Genomic DNA, 24337 nt, shown 5'->3' with positions numbered 1-24337 from the left:
CTACGCCTCGGCGTCGGGGAGTTCGGCGCGGACGCGGCGGGACGGGCTGAAGGCGTAGAGGTCGAGGACGCCCGGGGGGTCGGCGAGGCCGGGGCCGCCGGCCTCTATCCAGTCGGCGATGTCCTGGGCGGCGTCCGGGTCGTTGACGAGGCCGAGCCAGACCGGGCGGCCGCCCGCCGCCCGTCCGGCGGCGGAGGGCTGGACGACGACGACGTTCGCCCGCTCGCAGGAGTCCAGGCAGCCGGTGACCCGGACCCGGGCGCCGTCCGGCACGGCGCGGCGCAGGGCGGCGAGCTGGGCCGCGTGGTCGACGCCGGGGATCTTGGGCGTGCCGCAGCAGCAGCCGCGGCACACGGTCACCGTGCAGGTGGCGGACGCGCCGGCGACGGCTGTCCTGCGCTTGTCGGTGCGGCGGCTCATCACGTCTCCTGGTGGGGGGTCGGGCGGGAACGGCGCCAGGCGCCGTCGGCGAGCAGGCGCAGGCCGTTGAGGCCGACGAGGACGGTGGAGCCTTCGTGGCCGGCGACGCCCAAGGGCAGGGGCAGCGTACCGACGAGGTCCCAGACGGCCAGCACGGCGATGAACGTTCCCGCGATCACGAGGTTCTGGATCACGAGCGCGCGGGCCCTGCGGGACAGGTTCACCACGGTGGGGATGGCGGCGAGTTCGTCACGTACGACGACGGCGTCGGCGGTCTCCAGGGCGAGGTCCGAGCCCGCCCGGCCCATGGCGACGCCGATGTGGGCGGCGGCGAGGGCGGGGGCGTCGTTGACGCCGTCCCCGACGACCAGGACCTTGGCACCCGCGTCCCGGAGCTCGTGGACGGCGGCGACCTTGTCCTGGGGCAGCAGCCCGGCCCGTACGTCGGTGATGCCGACGTCGGCGGCGAGGCGGGCGGCGGCGCGCGGGTTGTCACCGGTGACCAGGACCGGCGCGCGGCCGGTCAGTCCGGCGAGGGCGCGGGTCGCGGCGGCGGCCCCGGGGCGGAGCCGGTCGGCGATCCCGAGGACACCGGCCGGTCGTCCGTCGACGGTGACCACGACGGCGGTACGCCCCTCCGCCTCCAGTCCGGCGGCGAGGACGGCGGCCGGGTGCGCGGGGTCGCCGAGGAGGCGGGCGGGGCTGCCGACGGCGACGGTCCGGCCGTCGACGGTGGCGGTGACGCCCGTGCCGGGGGTGGAGGCGAAGTCCTCGGCCGCCGGCGGCTCCACTCCCCGCGCGCGGGCCGCTTCCACGACGGCGCGGGCGAGGGGGTGCTCGCTGGGGTACTCGGCCGCGGCGGCGAACCGCAGGAGCGCGTCGGCGTCGAAGTCTTCGGCGTCGAAGGCTTCGACGTCGGCGTCGAGGGCGTCCACGTCGTGACCCCGGGCGGCCAGGGGGTGGACGTCGGTGACGTGCGGAGTGCCCTCGGTGAGGGTGCCGGTCTTGTCGAGGGCCACCGCGTCGATCTGGCCCAGGCGCTCCATGACCACGGCGGACTTCACCAGGACGCCGTGGCGGCCGGCGTTGGCCATGGCGGAGAGGAGCGGGGGCATGGTGGCGAGGACGACGGCGCACGGGGAGGCCACGATCATGAAGGTCATGGCCCGGAGCAGGGTGGACCGGAGGTCGGAGCCCAGGAGCAGCGGGATCGTGAAGATCAGCAGGGTGACGGCGACCATGGCGAGGCTGTAGCGCTGTTCGACCTTCTCGATGAAGAGCTGGGTCGGCGCCTTGGTCCCCGCGGCTTCCTCGACCATCGCGACGATCCGGGCGATCACCGACTCGGAGGGGTCGCGCTCGACCCGTACGCGCAGGGCACCGGAGCCGTTCAGGGTGCCGGCGAAGACCTCGTCGCCCGGCTGTTTGGCCACGGGCAGCGGTTCGCCGGTGATGGTGGCCTGGTCGACGTCGCTCGCGCCGTCGAGCACGCGGCCGTCGCCGCCGATCCGTTCGCCGGGCCGGACGAGGACGACGTCGCCGACGGCGAGGGAGCCGGCCGGGACGACCTCCTCCGTGCCGTCGTCCGCGAGCCGTGTCGCCGTCTCCGGCGCCAGGTCGAGCAGGCCGCGTACGGAGTCGGCGGTCCGGGCGGTGGCGACGGCCTCCAGCGCGCCGGAGGTCGCGAAGATGACGATGAGCAGCGCGCCGTCGAGGACCTGCCCGATGGCGGCGGCGCCGAGCGCGGCGACCACCATCAGGAGGTCCACGTCCAGGGTCCGTTCCCCGAGGGCCTTCAGCCCCTCCCAGCCCGGCTCCCAGCCGCCGGTGGCGTACGTGGCCGCGAACAGCGGGCCCCACAGCCAGGCCGGCGCGTCGAGCAGGTACAGCGGGAGGGCGGCAAGGAACAGCAGCAGGGCCGCGAGCGCCCAGCGGGCCTCGGGCAGCGCCAGGACGCGGGTGCGCCGTCGGGGCGGTACGCGGTCCGGGTGCGACGACGGGGCGACGGGGGTCTGCGGCCCGGGGCTCCGCAGGACTGAGGACATGGCGAAGCAACCCTTCACGGGGGCCGGTGGGACGATGCGCCCACCATACAGGAACACATGAATAGGTCTTCAGGTGTCTTCCGTATCATGGTCACATGGGCCACGGACCGATTGCCACCAGCACCACCCGCGAACGCCTCGACGCGGTCGGCGCCACGGACGTCGCCGCGACGCTCCAGGCCCTCGCCACGCCCTCGCGGCTGTACATCCTGGCGCGCCTGCGCGAAGGGCCCTCCTCGGTCGGCGAGTTGGCGACGGCCGTCGGCATGGAGCCCTCCGCCTGCTCCCACCAACTGCGCCTGCTGCGCAACCTCGGACTGGTGACGGGCGAGCGCCACGGCCGCTCGATCGTCTACGCCCTCTACGACAACCACGTCGCCGAACTCCTCGACCAGGCGCTGCACCACGTCGAGCACCTGCGCCTCGGCGTCCGCGACCTGCCGGCCGAGCTCGGCGCGTCGTCCGGCACCGGCCAGTAGCCCGTAGAAAAGGGGCAAGATCCCGCTGTGGTAATTTGCCGAGGCCAGTCGTACCTCTGCACGTATCCACGCGGTACGCGCACGGGTCAGGGAATCCGGTGGGAATCCGGAGCTGACGCGCAGCGGTGAGGGTGACGGGCGGGACATCGGCCACTGGGCCCCGAGCGGGGTCTGGGAAGGCGTTCCGTCCGGACGACCCCGAGTCCGAAGACCTGCTGGCGGCCCGGGCGGCGGTCGTACGGCGCCCGGGGAGCACCGTACATCAGGCTCCGCGCATGAGCCGTGACGCAGAGGACTCTTCCCCGTGCCCTTCGCACACCCTGCCCCTCGCCCCTTCCGTTCCGCCGCGCTGCTCGTGGCCGGTGCCGTGCTCGTGGCCGGCTGCGGCTCCGGCGGGACGGCGTCGCCGGGCCCGTCCGGAGCGAAGGGGACGGACGCCGCCGGGTATCCCGTCCGCCTCGACAACTGCGGACAGCGGGTCGAGGTCCCCGCAGCGCCCCGCCGGGCCGTCGCCCTCGACCAGGGCTCGGCCGAGATCCTGCTCTCCCTCGGCCTCGCCGACCGGATGGCGGGCACCGCCACCTGGACGGACCCGGTGCTCAAGGGTCTGGAGAAGGCGAACGCGTCCGTGCCCCGGCTCGCCGAGCGCTACCCGTCGTTCGAGAAGGTGCTCGACGCCGAACCCGACTTCGTCAGCGCCTCGTTCCTCTACACCCTCGGCAAGGGCGGTGTGGCGCCCCGCGAGCAGTTCACGAAGCTCGGCGTCCCCACCTACCTCTCCCCCGCCGACTGCGTCGGCAAGGACAACGGCGGCGACGGCGACGGCGTGCGCACCGAGCCGCTCACCATGGACGTCGTGTACGGCGAAGTCCGCGACCTGGCACGGGTCTTCGGGGTGCCGGAGCGCGGCGAGAAACTCGTCGGGGAGCTCCGCGCCCGGGTGGAGAAGGCCAAGGCGGGCGCCGACTTCGGCGACGCGTCCGTCCTGTACTGGTTCTCCGACTCCCAGGGGCCGTACATGGCCGGCTGCTGCGGCGCGCCGGGGATCATGAGCGGCACGCTCGGCGTGAAGAACGTCTTCGACGACACGAAGGAGGAGTGGCCGCAGATCAACTGGGAGACGGTGGTGGACCGCGACCCCGACGTGCTGGTGATCGCCGACCTGACCCGCAGGGCCCAGTCGGCCGAGAGCGCCGCGAAGAAGATCGAGTTCCTGGAGTCGCACCCGGTCACCCGGAACATGACGGCGGTCCGGAAGAAGCGGTACGTGATCCTCAGCGGGCAGGCCATGAACCCCACCATCCGCACCGTGGAGGGCATCGAGCAGCTGGCCGCGGCCCTGCGCGCGCACGGGTTCGCGAAGTGACCTCGGCACGGGTGCGCGACGTGACCTCGGCACGGGCGCGCGAAGCGACCTCCGCGCGCTCTTCCCGCGCGCTCACTCCGCGCACGCCGCTCATGCCGCTCGCCGGGGCCGTCGGGGCCGCTCTCCTCTGCGTCTCGGTCGCGCTCGCCGTCACCATCGGCCCGGCCGACATCCGGGTCGCCGACGCCTGGTCCGTCGTCGCCTCCCACCTCGGCGGGGAGCCGTCGGGACTGAGTGCGATCCGCGAGGGCATCGTCTGGGACCTGCGACTGCCGCGCACCCTCCTCGCCGCCGTGTGCGGGGCCGGGCTCGCCGTCTGCGGCGCGGTGATGCAGTCCCTGCTGCGCAATCCGCTCGCCGACCCCTTCGTCCTCGGCGTCTCCTCCGGCGCGTCGACCGGTGCGGTCGCGGTCGTCGTCCTCGGCGCCGGCGGCGGCCTGGTGTCCGTCACCGGCGGCGCCTTCCTGGGCGCGGTCTGCTCCTTCGCCCTCGTCCTGCTGCTGAGCCACACCCTCGGCGGGTCGACGGACCGCGTCGTCCTCGCGGGGGTCGCGGCGATGCAGCTCTTCTCCGCCCTGACCTCCTTCGTCGTGATGACCGCCGCCGACGCCGAGACCACGCGGGGCGTCCTCTTCTGGCTGCTCGGCTCGCTCAGCGGGGCGGACTGGACCGACGTCGCGGTGTGCGCGGCCGTCCTCGCCGGCGCGCTCCTCGTGTGCGGCGGACACGCCCGTACGCTCGACGCCTTCGCGTTCGGCGAGGACGCGGCGGCGACGCTGGGCGTGTCCGTGGCGCGGACCCGCCTCGTCCTCCTCGCCGTGACCGCCCTGCTGACCGCCGTCCTGGTGTCCTCGGCGGGCGCGATCGGCTTCGTCGGCCTGGTCCTGCCGCACGCGGTCCGCGCCCTCACCGGCCCTGGACACGCCCGGCTGCTGCCGCTGACGGCGCTCGCCGGCGCCGTCTTCCTCGTCTGGGCCGACACCCTCGCCCGTACGGTCCTCGACCCGCAGGAGGTGCCGGTCGGCGTGGTGACGTCGCTGATCGGCGTCCCCGCCTTCGTCGTCGTCCTGTACCGCACCCGGAGCAGCCGATGACCGACACACTGCCGGCCCTCACCCCTCCCGTCGACGCCGGTACGGGGCTCCGCGCCGACAGGGTCTCCCGGACGGCCGGGGGCGCCCTGGTCCTCGACGGCGTGACACTGGCGCCGCGCCCGGGCACGCTCACCGGGCTGCTCGGCCCGAACGGCTCGGGGAAGTCCACCATCCTGCGCGTCCTGGCGGGCGTCCTGGCACCGGACGCCGGGGTCGTGACCCTGGACGGCGCGCCGCTCTCCGCCGTGCCGCGCCGCGCGCTCGCCCGGCGCGTCGCGGTCGTCGAGCAGCACGCCGACACGCAGGTGGACCTGACGGTGGCCGACGCCGTACGCCTCGGCCGCATCCCGCACCGCCGGGCCTGGTCGCCCGCGACGGCCGCCGACGAGGAGGCCGTACGGTCCGCCCTGGCCCGCACCGGACTCACCGACCGGGCCCACCGCACCTGGCGGACCCTCTCCGGCGGCGAGCGCCAGCGCGTCCAGATCGCCCGCGCCCTCGCGCAGGAGCCGCGCGAACTGCTCCTCGACGAGCCGACGAACCACCTCGACATCCAGCACCAGCTGGACCTCCTGGCCCTGGTCTCGGCCCTGCCGCTGACCTGCGTCGTCGCGCTGCACGACCTCAACCTCGCCGCGATGCACTGCGACCACCTGGTGGTGCTGCGCGAGGGGCGGGTGGTGGCGGCCGGGCCGGTCCGCGAGGTCCTCACCGAGCGGCTCGTCGCGGACGTCTACGGGGTCCGCGCCGCCGTCACCCACCCCGACCCGGACGGCCGCCCCCACATCCGGTTCCTGGGCACGGCGCGTCGGGACGACTGACGGACGGTGGCCCGTTCGCGCCCTGTCGGGGCGGGCCGCCGGAGGGTCGACCGTCGCCGTGTCGGGGATCATCGCGGCGGCCATCGCCGTCATCGGAACCTTGCCGGGCGGCGTCGTCGGCCACCGCTACCAGGAGAAGACCGTGCTCGGGTCGGCGGTCCGTGCCGGCCAGGAGCGCGCCCGTACGACCGGTGGACGAGGCACCACGCGGCACCGGACGCGGAGGCGGCCCTCGCGGCGGGGGCGGAGTCGCACCGCCTCTACGTCGAGGTCCGCCTCTACGTCGAGGTCCGCAGCGGTGTCCTCCGGCTGCGGCTCGGCGACTCGCCGAGCGGGCCGCCGAGATCCTGACGCGGACCCGGAAGGCCTTCTTCGCCACCGACCGGGGCGACATGCTCGCCCGGGGCGAGACCGTGGAACGCGCCTGGGGGAGAAGACCTCACGCGGGGGCCGGATCCGGGGCCGGTCCGCCGTACGGCGACGAGGGCCGCGTCGTCGCCGAGGTGGCCGCCCGCGTACGTCCGGAGGTCGGTCGGCAGCCGGGAGGAGCGCCGGCGGGTCGTCCCCGGCGCCGCCCCAGGCCGCGAGGCGTTCCGAGAGGGGGTAGAAGGCGCGGCTGTCGTCGCGGGCCTCCGTCACGCCGTCCGAACGGGACGGCGAGCAGGAACCGCCGCCCGCCGCGCCGTGGCGGCCGGGAATCGGGGTCTCGCCGGAGGGGGCACACGTCAAGGGCATACCTCGGGCGTCGGGGCCTGTCCCGTCCTGTGCGGCCCTTCCCGTGCCTGTCCGGTTCCGGCTCGTCGGTAGAGTGGGCGCGGGCGCGGTGAGATCACGAGGAGTCGAGTTGACCGCGGTCAGCCTTGAGCACGCCACCGTCCCCGCCGACACCGGCGAGGTGACCCTGCTGATAGCCCGCCGGGTGGAGCCCGGCCACGAGGCCTCGTTCCAGTCGTGGGCGCGGGGCATCCTCGACACCGCCGCGACCTTCCCCGGCCACCTCGGGTACGGGCTCTTCCGTTCCTCCGGCGGCGACGCCCCCTGGTTCCTGGTGCACCGGTTCCGGGACGCGGAGGCCTGCCGGACCTGGCAGGAGTCGCCGGAGCGGGCGGCCTGGTTCGCCGACTGCGAGGGGCACCACCACACCGAGATCGCGCGGCGGAAGCTGACCGGTATGGAGACGTGGTTCGCCGAGCCGGGTTCCACCCGGCCCGCGCCGCCGCGCTGGAAGATGGCGGTGAGCGCGACCCTGGCGATCTACCCGATCTCCGTCCTCGGCGGCCTCTTCCTGACGCCCCGTCTCACCGGTCTCCCCCTCCTCCTCGGCAGTCTGGTCACCGCCTGCGTCTTCAACGTGTTCATGACGTACGTGTCGATGCCGGCCGTCAGCAGAGTGCTCCGCCGCTGGCTCACCCCGTAGTCACCCCGTGGCGGACGGCCGTCACTCCGGATCGTTCCGGATGCCGTGGCGTCCGCGCCTCCTCCTACCGTGTCGGCGGAGCCCGCCCGAACGAGCAGCACGGAGCCGGAGGAGCATGTTGCCGACGACCGCCACCGGCCGACCCACCTGCCGGCCGACCGCCGTCGCGCTCGGGCCGCTGGAGCGCCGGGTGCTGACCGCGGTCGGCTGCGGCCTGCGGGACGACGAGATCGCCGCCTCGCTCGCCCTCCCCGAGGAGAGGGTGGCCGAGCACCTCGCGCGGATCCTCGTGAAGCTGGGTCTGCGGGACCGGGCCGCCGCGATCGTCCACGCCTTCGACGCGGGCCTGGTCGCGCCGGGGCACGGCCCCCGGGCGCGGCCCGCGGACCGGTCGGTGCCGCGGGCCCGTACCCGCGGGGACGGCGCGCCGGAGATCCGGATCTCGGTCCTCGGCCCGCTGCGGGCGTGGCGGGACGGACGGCCACTGGGTCTGGGGCATCCGCGCCAGCAGGCCGTCCTGGCCGCGCTGGCGATGGAGGCGGGGCGGACGCTGAGCCGGCAGGAACTCCTCGACGGCATCTGGGGCATGGAGCCGCCGGCCGCCAACGTGGTGCCGGTGTACGTCTACCGGCTGCGCGGGACCCTGCGTACCGACGAAGGACCGGACACCGTCATCGAGCACGACCGGCGCCGCGGCTACCGCCTGGTCCCGGGCAGGGTCGACGTGGACCTGGCCCGGTTGGAGAAGCTGGTGGCCGCCGTCGGGGCGGCGGACCGGGCGGACGATCCGGCCGAGGTGGTACGCCTCTGCTCGCGGGCGCTCGGGCTGTTCCGGGGCGAGCCGCTGGACGGGCTGCCCGGGCCGCTCGCCGAGCTGGAGCGGGTGCGGCTCGGCGAGCGCAGGATCGCCCTCGCGCGGTGGAAGGCGGAGTGCCAACTGCGGCTCGGCCGGTGCGCGGACGCCGTGGCCGAGCTGTTCGCGCTGTCCGCGGAGCAGCCGTGGAACGAGCCGGTCGCGGCGCTGCTGATGCGCGCCCTGTACCGCACCGGCCGGCAGGCGGAGGCGCTCGCCGTGTTCGACCGCACCTGCCGGCGGCTCGCCGACGACCTGGGGGTCACCCCGAGCATGCTGCTGCGCCGGACCCGCCGGATGATCCTGTGCGGGGACGAGACCGGGCTCGGCCGGCCGGTGGGTGCGGACGCGTCGATGCCGTTCGCCTGACCTCGCGCGTGGAGCGCCGTCCCCGGCTCCCGGACCGGGAGCCCCGCCGTCCCTCCTCCCCCCCGGCCATTCCATCCGTATTTCATCGCCCCTTCCTAAGGTCGGCCGCCGACGACCTGGGAGGTCCGAGTGAAGAAGTCACGATCATGGTGGGGCGGGTTCCTCCTTCCCCTGCTGGCCGGCGCGCTGCTGCTGGCCGGCGTCGCGCCGCCCGCCGCGGCGCGCGTCACGGCCGCGGCCGCCTCCGACCGCGGCGGCCCGATCACCCGGAGCGAGGTGATCCAGCGTGCGCAGATCTGGGTGGACCAGGCGCCGCCGTACAGCCAGAGGGCCTACTGGCCGGGCCCCGGAGGCGACTACGACTACCGCACCGACTGCTCCGGGTTCGTGGCCATGGCCTGGCACCTCGACGCCAACCCCAGCACGCAGGGCCTGCCGAACTTCTCGTACGAGATCGCGCGCGGCGAGCTGCGGGCCGGTGACATCCTCAACTCGTTCTACAACCACGTGATCGTCTTCCACGAGTGGGTGGACGACCAGGGCGGCTTCTCCTACTACAGCTTCGGCGGCGGCTCCAGCGGCGTCGAACCGCCGGGGCACTTCTACGGGAACATCGGCGCCGCCACGATCGACGGCCATCCGAACGGCGACTACAAGGCCCGGCGATACCACAACATCGTCGACGAGGCCGAGACGCGCAGGGCGCACCCCAACGGCTCGGGCCGGGTGGTGTCCGCGCGGTCCGCCGACGGACGCCTCGAAGCCTTCGCCGCCGGTGCCGACGGCGTGTACCACTCCTGGCAGACCGAGGTGAACGGCGGCTGGTCGCCGTGGCAGTTCAAGGGCGGCCCGCGCAATGCGCAGCTGGCCCTCGCGGCCAACGCGGACGGCCGGCTCGAACTGTTCGCGCTCTCGGACGCCACCTTCGACCACATGTGGCAGACCGCGCCCAGCGCGGGCTGGTCCGGCTGGGCGAACTTCGGCACCGGCGGATACCGGCTGGCCGCGGGCGCCAACGCCGACGGCCGCGTCGAGGTGTTCGCGTCCAACGCCGACGGCGTGTTCCACCGCTGGCAGACGGCGCCCAGCGGCGGCTGGTCGTCCTGGGAGGGCGTCGCCGGCGGCCCGGCGCTCTCGCGGCTCGCCATGGAGTCCGCGCCCGACGGGCGCCTGGAGGTCTTCGCCCTGTCGGACTCGACCTTCGGCCACCTGTACCAGACCGCCGTCGACGGCGGCTGGTCCGGCTGGGAGAACTTCGGCGGCGGCGGGCACGACCTCGCCGTCAGCCACAACCAGGACGGCCGTCTGGAGGTGTTCGCCTCGAACGCCGACGGCGTCTTCCACAAGTGGCAGACCGGTCCCGCCTCGTGGTCGGAGTGGACGGGCACCGGCGGGATCCCCGACGCCGAGCTGACCACCGCGCGGACGGTCGACGACCGCGTCGAGGTGTTCGCGATCAACGCGACGACGGCGAGCCACTCCTGGCAGACGGGGCGGAACGCGCCGTTCTCGGCCTGGGAGACCTTCGGCGGCGGCGGCACCGAGATCGCCGCGTCCGCCAACGCCGACGGACGCATCGAGGTCTTCGGCACCAGCCACGCCGGCGTCTACCACCGCTGGCAGACGAGCTTCGCCGACTGGTCGGAATGGGCCTGGCTGAACGGCTCCGGGCCCGCGATGCCCTGACCCTGACCGGTCCCACCGGCCCCACCGGCCCCACCGGTCCCACCGGTCGGTCGGACGCCGTGGCGGGAAGCCCGTCGCCGCCCCGCTCCCCTGCGGTCGGGAGCGGGGCGGCGACGGGCGCCCGTACCGTACGGTCAGGAGGCGAAGGCCCGTTCCAGCCTGGGGATCAGGTCGAGCAGGGACTGCGTCCAGCAACCGGAGTTGTGGCCGCCGTCGCACTGGGTGCCCCAGCCGGAGCCGTCACCGTAGTTCACGAAGTAGTACGGCATGCCCAGGGCGTCCAGGCGGGCCTTGACGTTCTTGGACGCGCCCGAGACCCAGAACTCCGGGTTCAGGGGCGAACCGCCGCCGTCGCCGGTGTAGATCGAGATGCCGATGCCCCGGAGCCGGTCCATGTGCTGCGACGGGTCGACCTGGTTCCACCGCCAGTCGACGTTGAACACCGGGTAGGGCGAGCCGAACAGGGCGTCGCTGTCCACGCCGGGCTTGTACGCCGAGTTCTCCGGGTCGCAGTAGCCGGACGAGGAGGCGCACACCGCGCCCATGGCGTCGGTGACGGAGGCGACGACGGCCATGCGCAGGTCCATGGAGTTGGCCGACAGGTCGATGTCTCCCGAGAGGGAAGCGGTCTGGCCGAAGAGGTCGGGGCGGGCCTGGGCGTAGTGGAAGGCCCCGAAGCCGCCCATGGAGATGCCGGCGACCGCCCGGGACTTCTTGGTCGCGAGGGTCCGCAGGTTCGCGTCGACGAACGGGATCACCTGCTCCAGGTGGAAGGTCTCCCAGTTCTGGGCGCCGAGGACGGTCTTCTGGTTGAGCCAGTTCGCGTACCAGCTCCGCGCGCCGCCGTCGGGGATGACGGTGATCATCCGGTCCGACATCGACAGGGCCGGGTAGGTCTGGTTGACGGGGTCGTCGGGCGAGCCGTGCAGGAAGTACAGGACCGGGTAGCGCCGTTCCGGGTCGTCGTAGTAGCCGCGCGGGAGAATGATCTTGATGTGCTGTTCGCCCGACACCTGGGGCGTGGTGACCGTGAGGTGGAAGGCGTGGGCGTCGCCCACGGCGGGCGCGACCTGGGTCAGGCCGAAACCGTCCGGCAGGTTCGGCGGGGTGGTGCCGGCGTCGGCGCGGGCCGAGCCGACGGGCGCGATGACGGCCACGGCGGCGACCGCCCACGCCACCGCCGTCCTCCACCAGAGCGTTGTCCTCTTCATCGTGCTGTTCCCTTCGTGTCCAGGACCACGACCTTCAGGTCCGGGGTGGCCGCGATCTGTTCCTCGGTGAACCGTTCGGTCACCCAGCCGCCGGCCGCGAACAACTTCGTCTGGTCGGCGTGGTGCGGCGAGTTCGGGTTCGCCGACTGGGAGTAGGCCAGGACGGAGTACGTCTCCGGCGGCCCCTCGGCGGTGAACCGCACCTGCTGGACGAAGCTGGATCCGAAGACGATGTCGAGCCTGCCGTCCACCTGGCCGGGCTCGATCACGTTCAGCACCCCGAGGACTCCGTACGAGCCGTGGACCGGGATCTGCTCGCCGCCGCGGGTGATCCTCTGCACGTCCGAGAGCGCCCCGTCCAGCGGGATGCCGGCCTTGCGCATGGCGAGCACGGCCCGCGCGAGGGAGTCGCGGACGGCGGAGCTGCCGCCGTCGAGCGAATTGGGCGTGTGCACCGGGTCGTTTGCGTCGAACGGGACCCGCCAGGGCAGCTTCTCCAGGCGCTGTGAACCCTGCAGATGGTGCCAGTAGTTCGCGAACAGCCAGGAACCCCGGCTGTCCGCCGTGTAGTCGTGGCTCTTCCAGCCCGCCAGGACCGGGCAGGCCTCCCTGATGTCGACGAGGTTGCCGTCCACCAGGACGAGCCCGAAGGCGACCGCCCGGCACGCCGCCACCGTGGTGTCGAGCGTGAGGTCCGCCGCCCGGCTGTTGTCCGCGAAGAGCAGCTTCCCCATGGTCTCCGGCGTGAAGCCCCGGCCGGGAAGGCCGTCGGTCCCGTCGATCCGCTTCCGCGCGGTCAGGAGCAGTTCCTGGGTGCGCAGCGAGCGGGGCGCGGCCATGTCGCCCATGACGCGGGGGAAGGTCAGCGGCTGCTCCGGGTTGGGCAGCCAGGGGCTGTCGTTGGCGTTGCCGACGAAGTCGGTGCGGATCAGGCGGGGTTGCTTCGCCGGATCGAGGAGGCCGGGTGCGGCCGCGTTCGGGTCGTCGGGCCAGTCGCAGGCGCTGCGCTTGCCGTCGAGGATGGAGACCGGCGGCACGTTCGACAGCGGCAGCGCCTGGTGGAACAGCAGCTTGCCGGTCTCGGTGAGGCAGGACTGCGCGTGCGCGTCGGTGATGTTCGGGACGGCCTGGATGTCGGCGTAGAGCGCGTTGCCCTTGCGGTCGGTGGCGACCGTGTTGAAGAAGGGGACGCCCTGGGTGGTCTCCAGGACGTCCACCACCTCGTGGACGTCCTTCGCCCGGTCGAGACCGAACCAGGTGTTCAGGGCGCGCAGGTTGTCCCGGTTCACGTCGCGTACCGCGTGGGCGCTGACGACCCAGGGCAGCGGGTAGCCGAGGATCGAGGTGGTGATGGGCCCGTAGCGGGTGGACCACAGGGTCCGGGTGACCGTGCCGGTCGTGCCGTCCGCGTTGCGCACCGCGACGGAGACCTGCTGCGACTTCATCCGTTCCCAGGCGCCGTCGACCAGGTACATGGTCGGGTTCAGCGGGTCGACCTGCACGTCGAAGAGGCCGAACGGCGCGACCGTCGCGACGGTGTGGCTCCAGGCGACGTCGTCGTTGTGCCCGATGTTCACCGCGGGAAGGCCGAGGAGGCTGGCCCCGGAGACGTTCACCTCGCCCGGGATCGTCAGATGGCTCTGCCACATGCGGTTCTTGCCGTGCCACGGGAAGTGCGGGTTGGCGAGGAGCATGCCGGTGCCGCCGGAGACGCCCTGCGAGCCGACCGCGAGCGCGTTGCTGCCCATGCCCTGCCGGCGGCTCTCCGCGAGCGCCTCGCCGATGGCCTTGGCCGTCTTCTTCGCGGTCCGCGCGCGCTCCTCCGCCGAGGGCGCGGGCACCGCCGCCGCCGACGCCCCCGGGGGCGCGGCGGTGACCTGGCCGTCGAGGAGCGGGTCGGCGCTGCCCATCATGATCTCGGCGTGGGCGTGCCGGTAGACGTCGAGTTCGGTGATCGGCCGTACCCAGGCCGCGCCGCGGCAGGCCGGGTCGGAGAGGTTCTCCACGCCCGTCTCCGCCAGGTACCGGTTGTATCCCTGGACGTAGCCGCGGATGGCCTCCTCGACCTGGGGTTCAGGACCGTCGGGCGCCGGCTGGGCCAGCAGTCGCTCCACGACGCCGTCGTCCTTGATCCGCTGGAAGTACAGGTCGCTGTTGAGGTTGGTGGTGGTGTTCTGGTTCTGGCCGGGGCTCGTCCTGCCGTCGGGCCCCAGGTGGCGGGAGCGCTCGGCGTTGACCATCAGATAGGTGTCGGCCAGGGTGCAGATGTTGTCCTTGGCCGCCGCGTATCCGTATCCCGTGCCCAGTCCCTCCCAGTCGGAGGCGATGATGTGCGGGATCCCGTACTCGGTGTAGCGGATCGTCGGCCGCTCCGGTGCCGTCGCGGCGGCACCGGCCGGTGTCCCGCCGGCCGCGATGGTGCTCGCCACCGCCGCCAGGGCCGCGACCGCCACCGGCAGTCTCGCCCTTCGTCTTCTCCGTGCCATCGTTACGCCCCTCCGTGAGGTCCGGGTCTGCGTCCGGACGCGGCCACGCTAGGAAGGGGCGATGAAATACCGATGAGGCACCGGCCGGTGACGGTCAGCGGGAGGCGGGCGGGCGGCATGCCGGCAGGGCGGGACTGTCCCTGGTGCGGACGGCGGGGAGCCAGGCGTCGGGGGGTACGGAGGCGTGGGAGAGGCGGACGCGGAACCAGCGGGTGGACCGCGTGTCCTCCTCGTCGACGATGGGCTGACCGTCGTCGACGCGGCAGTCGACGGTGAGGAGGTCGCCGTGCCAGACCCTGGTCCGTACGACGTTCTCGGCCGTGTAGGGGCGGTGGGGGTCGATCGCCAGGCCGAGGCTGCAGTGCCGGTCGCGGTCGGCCCGTTCCTGACAGCCGCGCTCCGCGTTGAAGACCCGGACGGTGCCGGCCGGCGCGCCGGGGCCGTGCCCGGTCGTGTCGGCGCAGAGGGCGGCGCCGGTGCCGCAGAGGACGGCGGCGAGTACCGCCGCGCGGGTCCCGCGGCGGAACGCGCGCCGGGGGGCTCCGGGTCCGTCGGGCCGCCGGGCGGCGATGCGGGCGAGGAGGCTCTCGGCCGTGTGCGGGGCGCGGGAGGCGTGGGTGGGGGCGAGGCAGTCGGCGACGATGCCGCGCCAGAACGGCGGCACGGCGGGGTCGAGGCGGAGGGGGGCGCGACCCGCCGCGTACTCCTGGGCGGCGGCGCTCCGGGCGATCGGCGTGGCGCCGGGGAACGGCCGGGCGCCGCCGGCGAAGAGCTCGTGGAGGACGATGCCGAGGGCCCAGACGTCGGCGCTGGTGCGGACCTGGATCCCGAGCTCTCCCAGGGGAGCCCGCCGGCGTTCCGGCGGCATGTAGTCGAGCGTGCCGAGGGGCGGTACGTAGGCGTGGGTGCCGGTGAGTTCGGTGGCGAGGCCGAAGTCGGAGAGCTTCACGGAGCCGTCCTCGCCGAGGAGGACGTTCTCCGGTTTGAGGTCGGCGTGGACCCATCCCGCGCCGTGGAGGTGGGCGAGCCCTTCGCAGATGCCCGTGGCGACGCGGTCGAGGTCGGCCTCGGCGGCGCCCGCGTCGAGGAGGTCGCGCAGGCTGCCGGCGGCCCGCTCCATGACGAGCACCATGGCGCCGTCCAGCGAGGGGTGGTCCGGTGCGGAGAGCGCGAAGGAGTCCAGGAGGCCGATCAGCCGGGGGTGTCCGGCCCCGCGGCCGAGGGCGACCTCGCGGCGCGCCGACTCCACGATCCTGCGTGCCTGGAGGGGTGCGAGCCCGGCGGTCGGCATGATCTTGAGGGCGACGGCGGTGGTCTCCGGCGGCCGTGCCGCGGAGCCGGTCCGTGCGTGGCCGGGAGCCGGGCGCGCCGCGTAGACCGTGGACCAGCCGCCGGTGCCGATCTGCTCGACGACCTCCCACTCCCCCACCCGGCGGCCGGGCGGGAGCCCTTCCGGAAGGTCGTCCCGGCCCGGCGTGTCGGCGCGTACGTGGAGGGAGGTCATCGCGCGGCGTTCCGGGCGGGTCCGGCCGCCCGGGGTGCGGGCGGCAGCAGCGCGAGGTGTTCCTCCCGTACGAGTCCGAAGCGGAGCGCGAGCCCGACGATCTCCTCGCGTTTGCCGTTGCGGCGGTCGCCCTGGCCCTGCGCGCGGCCGTCGATGCGCAGCTTCTCCTCGGCGAGGTAGTCGATGTGCGAGCTGACGGCCCGCGCGGAGAGCGGGGCGCGGTCGGCGTGGGCCCGGAGCCGGTCGACGATCTGGGGCGTGGTGGGGACGGCGACGCGGGACTGGTCGCGCAGCCGCGGTTCGCAGAGCGCGACGAGGACGAGGAAGTAGGTGGCGGTCTCGTCGAGGGAGTACGCGGTGACCGTGCGGCTCTCCCAGGGGCCGCCGACGGCCCCGGGGTCGAGGTACACGTGGTCGGGCGCGAACACCTGGAAGGCGACGGGGAGTTCGCCCCGAGTGGGCAGGACGACCCGGGCGAACTCGAAGGGGACGGGTGCGCCGACCCGGCGCGGCGGGACCCTGAGGTACTCGCCCGCCCCCTCCGGGTTCTCCACGAGGTAGGTGTGGGTGTCGCTGTGGTTGGTCAGCTGCCAGTGGTCGTCGGTCACGCGGATCTCCCCGGCGAGCCGGGAGACCGCGGCGTCGGCGAGGCGCAGTTCGACCGGTGTGCCCGGGGAGCCGCGGCCGAAGCGCGCGGCCTCGCCGGGACCGAGCCTCAACGTCACCGCCTCGGCCCGCAGTTCGCCGCCGTCGGCGCCTCCGCCGCCCCGCGGCAGATGTACGACCACGCCGCTCATCGCGCCCCCTTCCGCATCGCCCGCCTGCCGGACGAGCGGAACGATACCCACCCCTTACCGGGGTGTACCGGCACGCTTCGGCCACCCGGCGGCGGCCTCGGACCGGGCCGCTCCGGGGCCGGGTCGGGGTCTGCTCCGGCGACCCGGCGAGGCGGTCCCGGGGGGCGCCGGACGGCGGCCGGGGGCGGGACGCCGTCTGTGACGGGAGACACCTCCTTCCTCGGCGACAGACAGCTTTTAGAACGCTTTTCCAGTTTTCCGGGCGGCGGAAGCAGGTGTTCCGGAGGTCGCCCGCGCGTACGAGGTCTCGGCGGACCGCTCGGGCTCGGCACGGCGTCGCGTCCGGGGCGGGGCCGCCGAACGGCCCCGCTCCCGTCCGCAAGGTGGGAAAGGTCACGACCCCGGGCGGTCGGCCGGGCCTCCCCCGCGGTCCTTCCGGCCTGTTCGGGGGCCTTTCGCCATCCGCCGCGTGGCGCGATCCGTACGCCGGGACCGGCGGCGCCCCCGAACTCAGGGGACGGGGGCGCCCGCGACGACGGGGGCGATCGGACGGTCGCCGAACGCGGTCCACGGCTGCCACTCGCCACTCGGCCGCGCCTGGACACGGGTCCGTACCCCGCCCTCCGGGGTGACGGCGAAGACGTGGATCCGTCCCGTGGCGTCCACGGCGGCGGTGGGCGTGGCGGCGAGGCGGAGGCCCGGTTCGCCGAACTCGCGCCCGGCGTCCCACGTTCCGCCCGGGGAGAGCTGCCAGCGGTGGGCGAGCCGGGCGCCGCCGGGCGTCAGCGAGAAGGCTTCGAGGCGGCCGTCGGCGTTGACGGCGAGGGCGGGGGCGCCCGCGCTCCAGCCGAACAGCGGCAGCCACGCGTCCCAGCCGCCGCTCGGCACGGACTGCCGTCGGGTGAAGGTGCCCACGCCGGAGGGACCGACGGCGGCGACCGTCAGCCGGCCGCTGCCGTCGCGTGCGGCGCGCGGCGCGGTGCCGGCCGGGCCGCCGAACGAGTGCCACGCCGGTGTCCACGCTCCCCCGGGCGCCTCCTGCCACCGGTGGCGTATGCCCGCACCTCCCGGACTCAGCGCGAACACCTCGAGGCGGCCGTCGGCGTTGACGCCGACCACCGGCGGCGCCCCGGCGGCACCGCCGAAGCCGGGCTCCCACGGGTCCCAGACGAGCGAACCCGGCGCCGTCTGCCGACGCCGCGCGAAGGAGGTGCCGCCGGGCGCCAGGGCGAAGACCTCCAGACGGCCCGAGGCGTCACGGGCGACGGCGGGTGCGGCACCGGCGGGGCCGCCGAACTCCTCCCAGTCGTACCAGCCGCCGTCCGGCCGCTGGACCCGGTGGTGCAGGTTCACGCCGCCGGGAGCGAGCGAGAACACCTCAAGGCGTCCGTCCGCACCCCGCCCGAGGGTCGGGACCGCGCCGGCCGGGCCGCCGAACCGCTCCCACCCCGACCACAGGTCGGCGGCCGGGTCGAGCTGGACGCGCCGCAGCATCGAGCGGTCGGCAGCGTCCAGCGCGAAGACGGTCAGGCGGCCGGCGGCGTCGAGGCCGGCCACCGGATTGTCCGGGCTCTGCCAGGTCGGCGGCGTGTCCCGCCACTCCAGCGGCGCCACGTACAGGCCCTGCCGGAACCAGCCCGCGGCCGTGACGTACCAGGTATCGCCGTCGGCGACCGCCTCGACGGCGTGTCCGGGCACATGGCCCGCCCAGCCCGCGAGGTCGAAGCGGAAGGGGTCGCGCGACGCCAGGACGTCGGTCCCCTCGTAGCCGCCCCTCGGGCCGATGAACAGGTAGTACCAGCCGTCCCGTTCCACCACGTACGGCGACTCGGTGACCGAGACGGTGGCGTCCGTGCTCGCGTCGGCGAAGGCGGTGCCCGGGGCGCTCCAGTGGACGAGGTCGTCGGAGCGCCGGTACGCCACGATGTGCCGGCCGCCCGGGCCCGAGAGCTCCGTGTAGTACATGACCCACTCGCCGCCGACCCGCAGCACCATCGGATCGCGGGCGGCGAGCCCCCGGAACAGCGGCCCCGACGGTTCGCGCGTCCAGGTGGACAGGTCGGTGGACGTGGCGAGGTTGACCGCCGCGCCGCCCTGCCCGCCCTGTCCGCCCGCCGCGTAGAACATCCAGAACCTGCCGCCCGCCTCGACGACGTGCGGCGCCCACAGGTGTTCCTCGCCGTGGTAGGCGGGGTCGACGGTGAGGGCGTCGGCGTGGGTGGTCCACGGGCCGTACGGCGTGGGCGCGGAGGCGTGCGCGAAGGCGGTCTCGGCGCCGCTGTCCGGGGACTCGCCGGGCGGTGCGCTGTTCCCCACGATGCTGAACAGGTGCCAGCGGTCCTGGGACTTGATGAGCGTGTGGTCGTTAAGGTAGCGCCGCGCCGTGGAGGTGGAGGCGTCGTACACGTGGGTGAAGGGACCCGAGCCGATCCAACGGGCGGGCGGGAAGGGCATGGTGGGGGCGGGAGCGGCAGGGGCAGGGGTCGCGCCCAGGAGAGGAAGGGCCCCCGCCGCTGCGGCGCCCCGCAGCAGGTTCCGTCTGCTGACCGGCCGCATGTCAGTCGAGTCCCGGACCCGCGGAGTCGTTGACCCAGCCCCAGGCCGACCAGGTGGAGAAGCCGGTCTGCCACCGGTGGAAGGTGCCGGTGGGGTTGGCTCCGAAGACCTCGATCCGGCCGTCGGCGTTCGTGGCGGCCGCGACCTCCGTGCCGCCGGTGCCGAAGGTCTCCCAGGCGCTGTACGGGGCGTTGACCCCGGTCTGCCAGGTGTGCGCGGCGGTGGTGCCGTTGATCGCGAAGACCTCGACCCGCCCGTCCGGGCTGCGCTCACTCGTGAGGCGCGCGTCCGCGGGCCCTCCCGTCGACTCCCATTCGGACCAACTCGTGGGGCTGGTCTGGTACTTGTGGAAGACGCCGACCGGTCCGGAGGCGAAGACCTCAAGGCGTCCGTCGGCGTTGTGGTCCACGGTCAGGTCGTGCCCGCCGCCGCCGAAGGCGTCCCACGGGGACCAGCCGCCGTTGGGGGACGTCTGGTACTGGTGCTGGAAGACGTCCCCGTTGAGGGCGAATACCTCGAGGCGTCCGTCGCGGGACTTCTCCATCTCCACCCGGGCGTCGGCGGGCCCGCCCCCGGTCGGCTCCCACTCCGACCAGCCGCCGTTCGGCGCCGTCTGGTACTTGTGGAACAGACCGGCGGGACCGGAGGCGAACACCTCGATCCGGCCGTCGGCGTTCACCCCTGCCGCCGCGTCCGTGCCGCCCCCGCCGAAGGTCTCCCAGCCCGACCAGCCGCCGGACGGGGACACCTGGTAGCGGTGCTGGAAGGTGTTCCCGTCGATCGCGAAGAGCTCCAGGCGGCCGTCCGCGTCGGGCGCGATGGCCAGCTCCGCGCCGGCCGGACCGCCGAGCGGCTCCCAGGCCGACCAGGCGCCGTTCACCTCGACCTGCCAGGCGTGGTGCACGCCGTCGGCGCCCGCGGCGAACACCTCCAGGCGGCCGTCCGCCGAGCGGGCGGAGACGACCCGGCCCGACTCGGCCGGGTACACCAGCGGGGCGGGCCCGGGCTCCCCCGGGTGCCCGAGCCGGTCGACCGCGGCCCGCGCCTCGTCCAGGTGCCGCTCGTGCAGGTTCTGGTTGTAGGTGGACCAGGGCTGCCAGTTCGTACCGCCGGAGGAGATGTCGAAGGCCGCGTGCGCGTTGCACTGCGCGTCGTAGGCGCAGGCGTCGTCGACCTCGGAGTGCCAGTAGTCGTTGATCTGCCACAGGCCGCGGTCGGTGGAGGCGGGCGAGTTGTTCTGCGTGTTGGACGCCAGCGGGTTGCAGCTGGACTCGGCGAGGGCCACGGCCACGGCCGTCACCAGCGCCTCGCCCCGGAAACCGGCCTGGTAGCCGACCTGGGCGCACAGATCGCTCCCGGCCGCGTGCGCCGGAGACGCGCCGGCGAGGGCGCCGGCGGCGAGCAGCAGCGACGTGAGGGCCGACGCGGCGATCCGGTGCGGGGCACGGCGTCGGGAGGGCCGGGGCCGGGGGCCGCCCGCTGCGGGGCGTCGAACACTCGTCACCTGCGGTCTCCTTGGGTGGGGGTGGTACGTCAGAGGTGCGCGGCGCGCCGCGTGGGCGCGCCGCGCACCGGGGCTCACGCCTTGCGGAGCCGCTGGATGACGCCGTCGATGTCGCGCTGCATCATGTCGTGGCGGATGTAGTGGCCGCCGGGCAGCTCGTGCCACTCGTGCGGGATGCCCGCGTTTCCGAGGAGAGAACGGAACTCCCGCTGCCCCCAGAGGACATGGGACTCGTTGGCGCTGTCGAACCAGTTGACCGGGTCCGGGCTGGTGCCGGCGACCAGGAAGACCCGCTTGTGGCGGTAGCTCTCGATCCGCTGGACCGGGTTGTCGGCGCTCACGCGCGCCTCGTCCCAGAACGGCGCGCCGTAGACCGTGCCGCCGCCCAGTTCGAGCGCCGCGGAGGTGGCGTTGGCCCAGTGGACCACCATGCCGTTGTCGCGGCGGAGGCTGGCCGGGCCCGAGTGGGCGCTGACGGAGGCGAAGTGGCCGTAGTACTTGGCCGCGTACTTCAGCGCGCCGAAGCCGCCCATGGAGAAGCCGGACACGGCACGGCCGTCGTACTCGGCGTAGGTGCGGAAGTTCGCGTCGATCCACGGGATCAGCTGCGCGATGTGGAAGTGCTCCCAGTTGCGCGGGCCGACGTTGGAGCTGACCGGGTTGGAGTACCAGCCCGTCCGCCCGCCGTCGGGCATGACCACGATGAGCGGCTTGCCCGCGGTCCAGGCGCGGACACCCTCGCGGTCGAAGGTGATGAAGTCCTGCTCGCCGCCGTGGAGCAGGTACAGCACGGGGTAGCGGCGGCCGCTCCAGTGGTAGTCGTCGGGAAGGAGCACGTTCACGGCCGGGTTCCAGCCGATGGCGTCGGTGGCGAACCGGTAGTACCACATGCGGTGGTCGGCCTCGCCGCGCTCCACGATCCGCAGCCCGAAACCGTCGCCGACGGCGGCGGCCGGCCCGGCCGCGGCGACGACACCCGCGCCGCCCAGCGCCAGGGCGGCCGACAGGCCGCCCGCGGACTTGAGGATGTTCCTGCGCGAGGGATGCTGCGCGCTCAACGTGACCTCCGGGTCGAGAACATGGGGCCCGGAAGGCACCGGGGCTCCCGCCCCGCACCCCCGGACCGTACGGTCGAACGGTCGAACGGTCCGGAAGCTAGCAACGCCCCCGGCGGACCGGGACCCGGAAGATTACGGACTGACACCCGGGCACGCGTGCGCTAGGAACTGACTCGGGAGGAAGGGCTCAAGCGCACGTGCGGCGGCGCCCCGGGAGGATCCGGGGCGCCGCCGCACGGACGGGTGTGAGGGTCAGGAGGCCGGGGTCGTGGATTCCGGCTTCTGGAAGAGGAGGAGGGTCGACGCGCCGAAGGCTTCGGTGTCGGTGTGGGTGCTGCTCACCAGGGTGAAGCCGTGGTGCCTGATCTCCTCGACGAGGGCGTCGCCCTCCCGCTCCGCGTAGGGCAGGACCTCCAGGCCGATGTTCTTCTCGCCGTCCGCGACGCGGATCTTCCGGGGGATGACGCGGCCGGGGACGAGGTCGGCGGCGATCTCGTCGTAGTCCGGGATGGAGAAGAAGCCCTTGCCCCACTCGCTCGCGCAGTGGTCCACGACGAAGTGGCCGCCCGGGCGGAGGATGTCGAAGACGCGGGAGATGTGGCCGGCGCGCTGCGTGTCGTCGACGAGCATGTGGAGGCAGCCCATGTTCATGGCCAGGTCGAAGCTGCCCGCCTCGAAGCCGCGGAGGTAGATGATGTCGCGCTCCATGAACCCGGAGGCGTCCAGGTTCGCGGCCGTGGCCCGCTCGCGCGCACGGGAGAGGGCCGAGTGCGACACGTCGACCGAGACGACGTCGTGTCCCTGGGACAGGAGGTACAGGGAGTCGCGGCCCTCGCCGCAGCCGAGGTCGATGATCTTCCGGGAGAAGAGCTCCGGACGCTCCTGCATCAGCTGGAGGAGCGAGGCGTTCGGCTCCTCCGACTCCCACAGCTCGGCGCCGTTCTCGTACACGGTCCGGTAGCGGTCCTCGTAGCCGAAGTAGTAGTCGTCGATCGAGCCGACGATGTTCCGTACGTCGTCGCTGGTGGGCGAGAACTCGACGGGCGAGGCCGTGACGTCCGCCTCCCCGCCGAGGGCCATCAGCGCCGTGTCGTCGACCAGCCCGATCGCCAGCAGGTACTGCGACTCGTCGCACTCGACCGGTTCGCCGACCCCGAAGGGAGCGCAACTCTCCTTCAGCGACTCCAGGGTGATCGCGGCGGCCTTCTCGCACGTGAAGATCGCCGCACGTCCCTGGGTCACCTTGACGACGAAGCCGGCGGTGCCGTCCAGCTGCCACACGGTCTTGCGGTCCTGGAGCCGGATGTCGGTCAGCTGCATGCCCTCGGGCGCGACCTCGTCGGCTATCGCCTGGTAAAGGCTCACTTCAGTACCCCCTGTGAATGGTTCTCGGATGTGCGCAGTTCCGCCAGGCGCTCTTCGTAGCGCCGGATGACGGGGCCTTGGTGCCGGAAGATCCGGCCGGAGTCGCGCAGGTGGCGCGCGAGCTCGTAGTTCCGGGAGCGCAGGGCGGCCTCGATGCCGGTCATCTCGATGACGTCGCGCTGGGCGTTGCTGCCGCCCATCGCAGCCGAGTGACGGAAGGAGCGGGCCAGCCGGGCCGCCGCGTCGGCGTAGTCGCCGGTGGTGAAGGAGCGGAAGCCGAGGAAGATGTCGACCATCTCCTCGGACACCTTCTCGGGCCGCGACAGGACCGCTTCGAGGAGGGCGTCCGCGCGCTCGTGGTCGCCGAGCCGGCAGTAGGTGAGGTAGGCGTGGAAGTCGTTGAAGAGGTACCAGTTCTCTTCCGTGTACGGCTTCCAGTCCTCGTAGAGCGACTGCCAGTACGCGGAGAGGTCGAGCGACGGCCGGACGAGCCCGAGCCGCCAGAGCAGCGTCACGGCGTCGAGGTCCTCGGCCGAGCGTGCCGACGTCTTGCGGCGGATGCCGATGCGGTAGCAGGCCAGTACGTCCTGGACCCGGTCCGCGTACAGCTCGAAGAGGGCGTAGTGCCACCAGACGTGGATGCGCATGGGGGTCGAGGCGTCCCTGCCGCGCATGTAGTCCTGGATGTAGCGGGCGCCCTCTTCGTGACGGCCCGTCTCGTACAGGCAGTGCACCAGGGCGTGCATGGCGTAGATGTCGTCGGAGTGCGCTTCGAGGGCGACTCCGCAGCGCTCCATGGCCGCCGTGATGAGGCCGTTCTCCTCCAGGGCGAAGGCGTGGAGGCCGTGCAGGTAGCCGCTGACGGGGTCGTCGTCCGTGAACCGTCCGACGGCGCCCTCGATCGAGGCCAGCATGTGCGGCGCGTCGCCGAGGTAGAAGTCGAGCATGTGCGCCGCGTAGACCGAGACGGCGTCCCCGGGGTACGTGTCGACGAGGGTCTGGAAGCCGTTGCGGGCGGCCACCAGGTCGCCGGCCGCCCAGGAGGCGACGGCGGAGAGCATGGCCCGGGTCCGAGGTTCGGCCGGGGCGGTCTCCCTGAGGGAGTCGCAGATCTTCGCGGCCTCCACGGCCGCGGGGCGCTCCATGGAACACAGCAGGTCGACGGCGAGCATGAGCGCCAGGGGCGGCGTGGACCGCGCGTGGCGGCGACAACGTTCGTGGTCCAGTCTCATGGAGACCAGTTGGACGATCGCCTTCTCGACGACGTCCATGTCCGCCGGCTGTTCCACAAGATGCGGAACGCCTC

General features: G+C 73.6%; 18 protein-coding genes and 1 riboswitch. Of the genes, 7 read left to right on the top strand and 11 right to left on the bottom strand.

What is annotated here, in order from left to right; genetic code table 11:
• Both HHL19_RS29565 and HHL19_RS29560 read right to left on the bottom strand, forming a co-directional pair.
• Positions 1–420 carry a (2Fe-2S) ferredoxin domain-containing protein gene (locus HHL19_RS29565; protein WP_169093425.1) on the bottom strand — a complete coding sequence of 140 codons (420 nt, stop codon included), beginning with the start codon at positions 418–420 and terminating at the stop codon, positions 1–3.
• Positions 420–2465, bottom strand: coding sequence for a heavy metal translocating P-type ATPase (locus tag HHL19_RS29560; RefSeq protein ID WP_169093424.1), 2046 nt, complete (start codon positions 2463–2465; stop codon positions 420–422). Before HHL19_RS29560 ends, HHL19_RS29565 begins: the two co-directional genes overlap by 1 nt.
• A 95-nt stretch (positions 2466–2560) precedes the next feature.
• Here HHL19_RS29560 and HHL19_RS29555 point away from each other — a divergent pair, with 95 nt between their 5' ends.
• From HHL19_RS29555 to HHL19_RS36895, 7 genes are all read left to right on the top strand, one after another.
• Positions 2561–2944: a metalloregulator ArsR/SmtB family transcription factor gene (locus tag HHL19_RS29555; RefSeq protein ID WP_169093423.1), complete on the top strand. Its 384-nt coding sequence runs from the start codon at positions 2561–2563 to the stop codon at positions 2942–2944.
• A gap of 88 nt (positions 2945–3032) precedes the next feature.
• Positions 3033–3158, top strand: a riboswitch (cobalamin riboswitch).
• 90 nt (positions 3159–3248) lie between these two features.
• The gene (locus HHL19_RS29550) at positions 3249–4310 is read left to right on the top strand and encodes an ABC transporter substrate-binding protein (RefSeq protein ID WP_169093422.1); all 1062 of its coding nucleotides are present in this window, start codon (positions 3249–3251) and stop codon (positions 4308–4310) included.
• A 92-nt stretch (positions 4311–4402) separates the two neighbouring features.
• The gene (locus tag HHL19_RS29545; RefSeq protein WP_206325904.1) at positions 4403–5404 is read left to right on the top strand and encodes an iron chelate uptake ABC transporter family permease subunit; all 1002 of its coding nucleotides are present in this window, start codon (positions 4403–4405) and stop codon (positions 5402–5404) included.
• On the top strand, positions 5401–6225 hold the full coding sequence (locus HHL19_RS29540) for an ABC transporter ATP-binding protein (RefSeq protein WP_169093420.1): 825 nt from the start codon (positions 5401–5403) through the stop codon (positions 6223–6225). Before HHL19_RS29545 ends, HHL19_RS29540 begins: the two co-directional genes overlap by 4 nt.
• A gap of 844 nt (positions 6226–7069) precedes the next feature.
• On the top strand, positions 7070–7642 hold the full coding sequence (locus HHL19_RS29535; protein WP_169093419.1) for an antibiotic biosynthesis monooxygenase: 573 nt from the start codon (positions 7070–7072) through the stop codon (positions 7640–7642).
• Positions 7643–7760: 118 nt separating this feature from the next.
• Positions 7761–8864 carry a BTAD domain-containing putative transcriptional regulator gene (locus tag HHL19_RS29530; RefSeq protein ID WP_240981965.1) on the top strand — a complete coding sequence of 368 codons (1104 nt, stop codon included), beginning with the start codon at positions 7761–7763 and terminating at the stop codon, positions 8862–8864.
• 129 nt (positions 8865–8993) lie between these two features.
• Positions 8994–10550 carry a M23 family peptidase gene (locus tag HHL19_RS36895; protein WP_206325909.1) on the top strand — a complete coding sequence of 519 codons (1557 nt, stop codon included), beginning with the start codon at positions 8994–8996 and terminating at the stop codon, positions 10548–10550.
• 134 nt (positions 10551–10684) lie between these two features.
• Here HHL19_RS36895 and HHL19_RS29520 read toward each other — a convergent pair whose 3' ends face one another.
• The 9 genes from HHL19_RS29520 to HHL19_RS29480 form a co-directional block, all read right to left on the bottom strand.
• Positions 10685–11761: an alpha/beta hydrolase-fold protein gene (locus HHL19_RS29520; RefSeq protein ID WP_169093417.1), complete on the bottom strand. Its 1077-nt coding sequence runs from the start codon at positions 11759–11761 to the stop codon at positions 10685–10687.
• A complete protein-coding gene (locus tag HHL19_RS29515) occupies positions 11758–14247 on the bottom strand; it encodes a penicillin acylase family protein (protein WP_169093416.1) in 2490 nt (829 codons plus the stop codon). The genes HHL19_RS29520 and HHL19_RS29515 overlap by 4 nt, the downstream gene beginning before the upstream one ends.
• Before the next feature lie 94 nt (positions 14248–14341).
• Complete coding sequence (locus tag HHL19_RS29510; RefSeq protein ID WP_169093415.1) at positions 14342–15751, bottom strand: serine/threonine-protein kinase; 1410 nt, start codon at positions 15749–15751, stop codon at positions 14342–14344.
• Positions 15748–16548: a serine/threonine protein kinase gene (locus HHL19_RS29505; protein ID WP_206325895.1), complete on the bottom strand. Its 801-nt coding sequence runs from the start codon at positions 16546–16548 to the stop codon at positions 15748–15750. The genes HHL19_RS29510 and HHL19_RS29505 overlap by 4 nt, the downstream gene beginning before the upstream one ends.
• Positions 16549–17058: 510 nt before the next feature.
• Positions 17059–19104 carry a family 43 glycosylhydrolase gene (locus HHL19_RS29500; protein WP_169093414.1) on the bottom strand — a complete coding sequence of 682 codons (2046 nt, stop codon included), beginning with the start codon at positions 19102–19104 and terminating at the stop codon, positions 17059–17061.
• A gap of 1 nt (position 19105) precedes the next feature.
• Complete coding sequence (locus HHL19_RS29495; protein ID WP_346768581.1) at positions 19106–20608, bottom strand: hypothetical protein; 1503 nt, start codon at positions 20606–20608, stop codon at positions 19106–19108.
• 74 nt (positions 20609–20682) lie between these two features.
• Positions 20683–21666, bottom strand: coding sequence for an esterase family protein (locus tag HHL19_RS29490; protein WP_169093413.1), 984 nt, complete (start codon positions 21664–21666; stop codon positions 20683–20685).
• 252 nt (positions 21667–21918) lie between these two features.
• Positions 21919–23031, bottom strand: a complete 1113-nt coding sequence (locus HHL19_RS29485; protein ID WP_346768580.1) for a class I SAM-dependent methyltransferase — start codon at positions 23029–23031, stop codon at positions 21919–21921.
• A complete protein-coding gene (locus HHL19_RS29480; protein ID WP_240981939.1) occupies positions 23028–24302 on the bottom strand; it encodes a hypothetical protein in 1275 nt (424 codons plus the stop codon). Before HHL19_RS29480 ends, HHL19_RS29485 begins: the two co-directional genes overlap by 4 nt.
• Positions 24303–24337: the final 35 nt, after the last annotated feature.

The organism is Streptomyces sp. R302 (genome assembly GCF_012927245.1).
Lineage (GTDB): Bacteria > Actinomycetota > Actinomycetes > Streptomycetales > Streptomycetaceae > Streptomyces.
The sequence above is the reverse complement of the archived record's forward strand: the minus strand, read 5'-3'. Positions and strand labels throughout refer to the sequence as shown.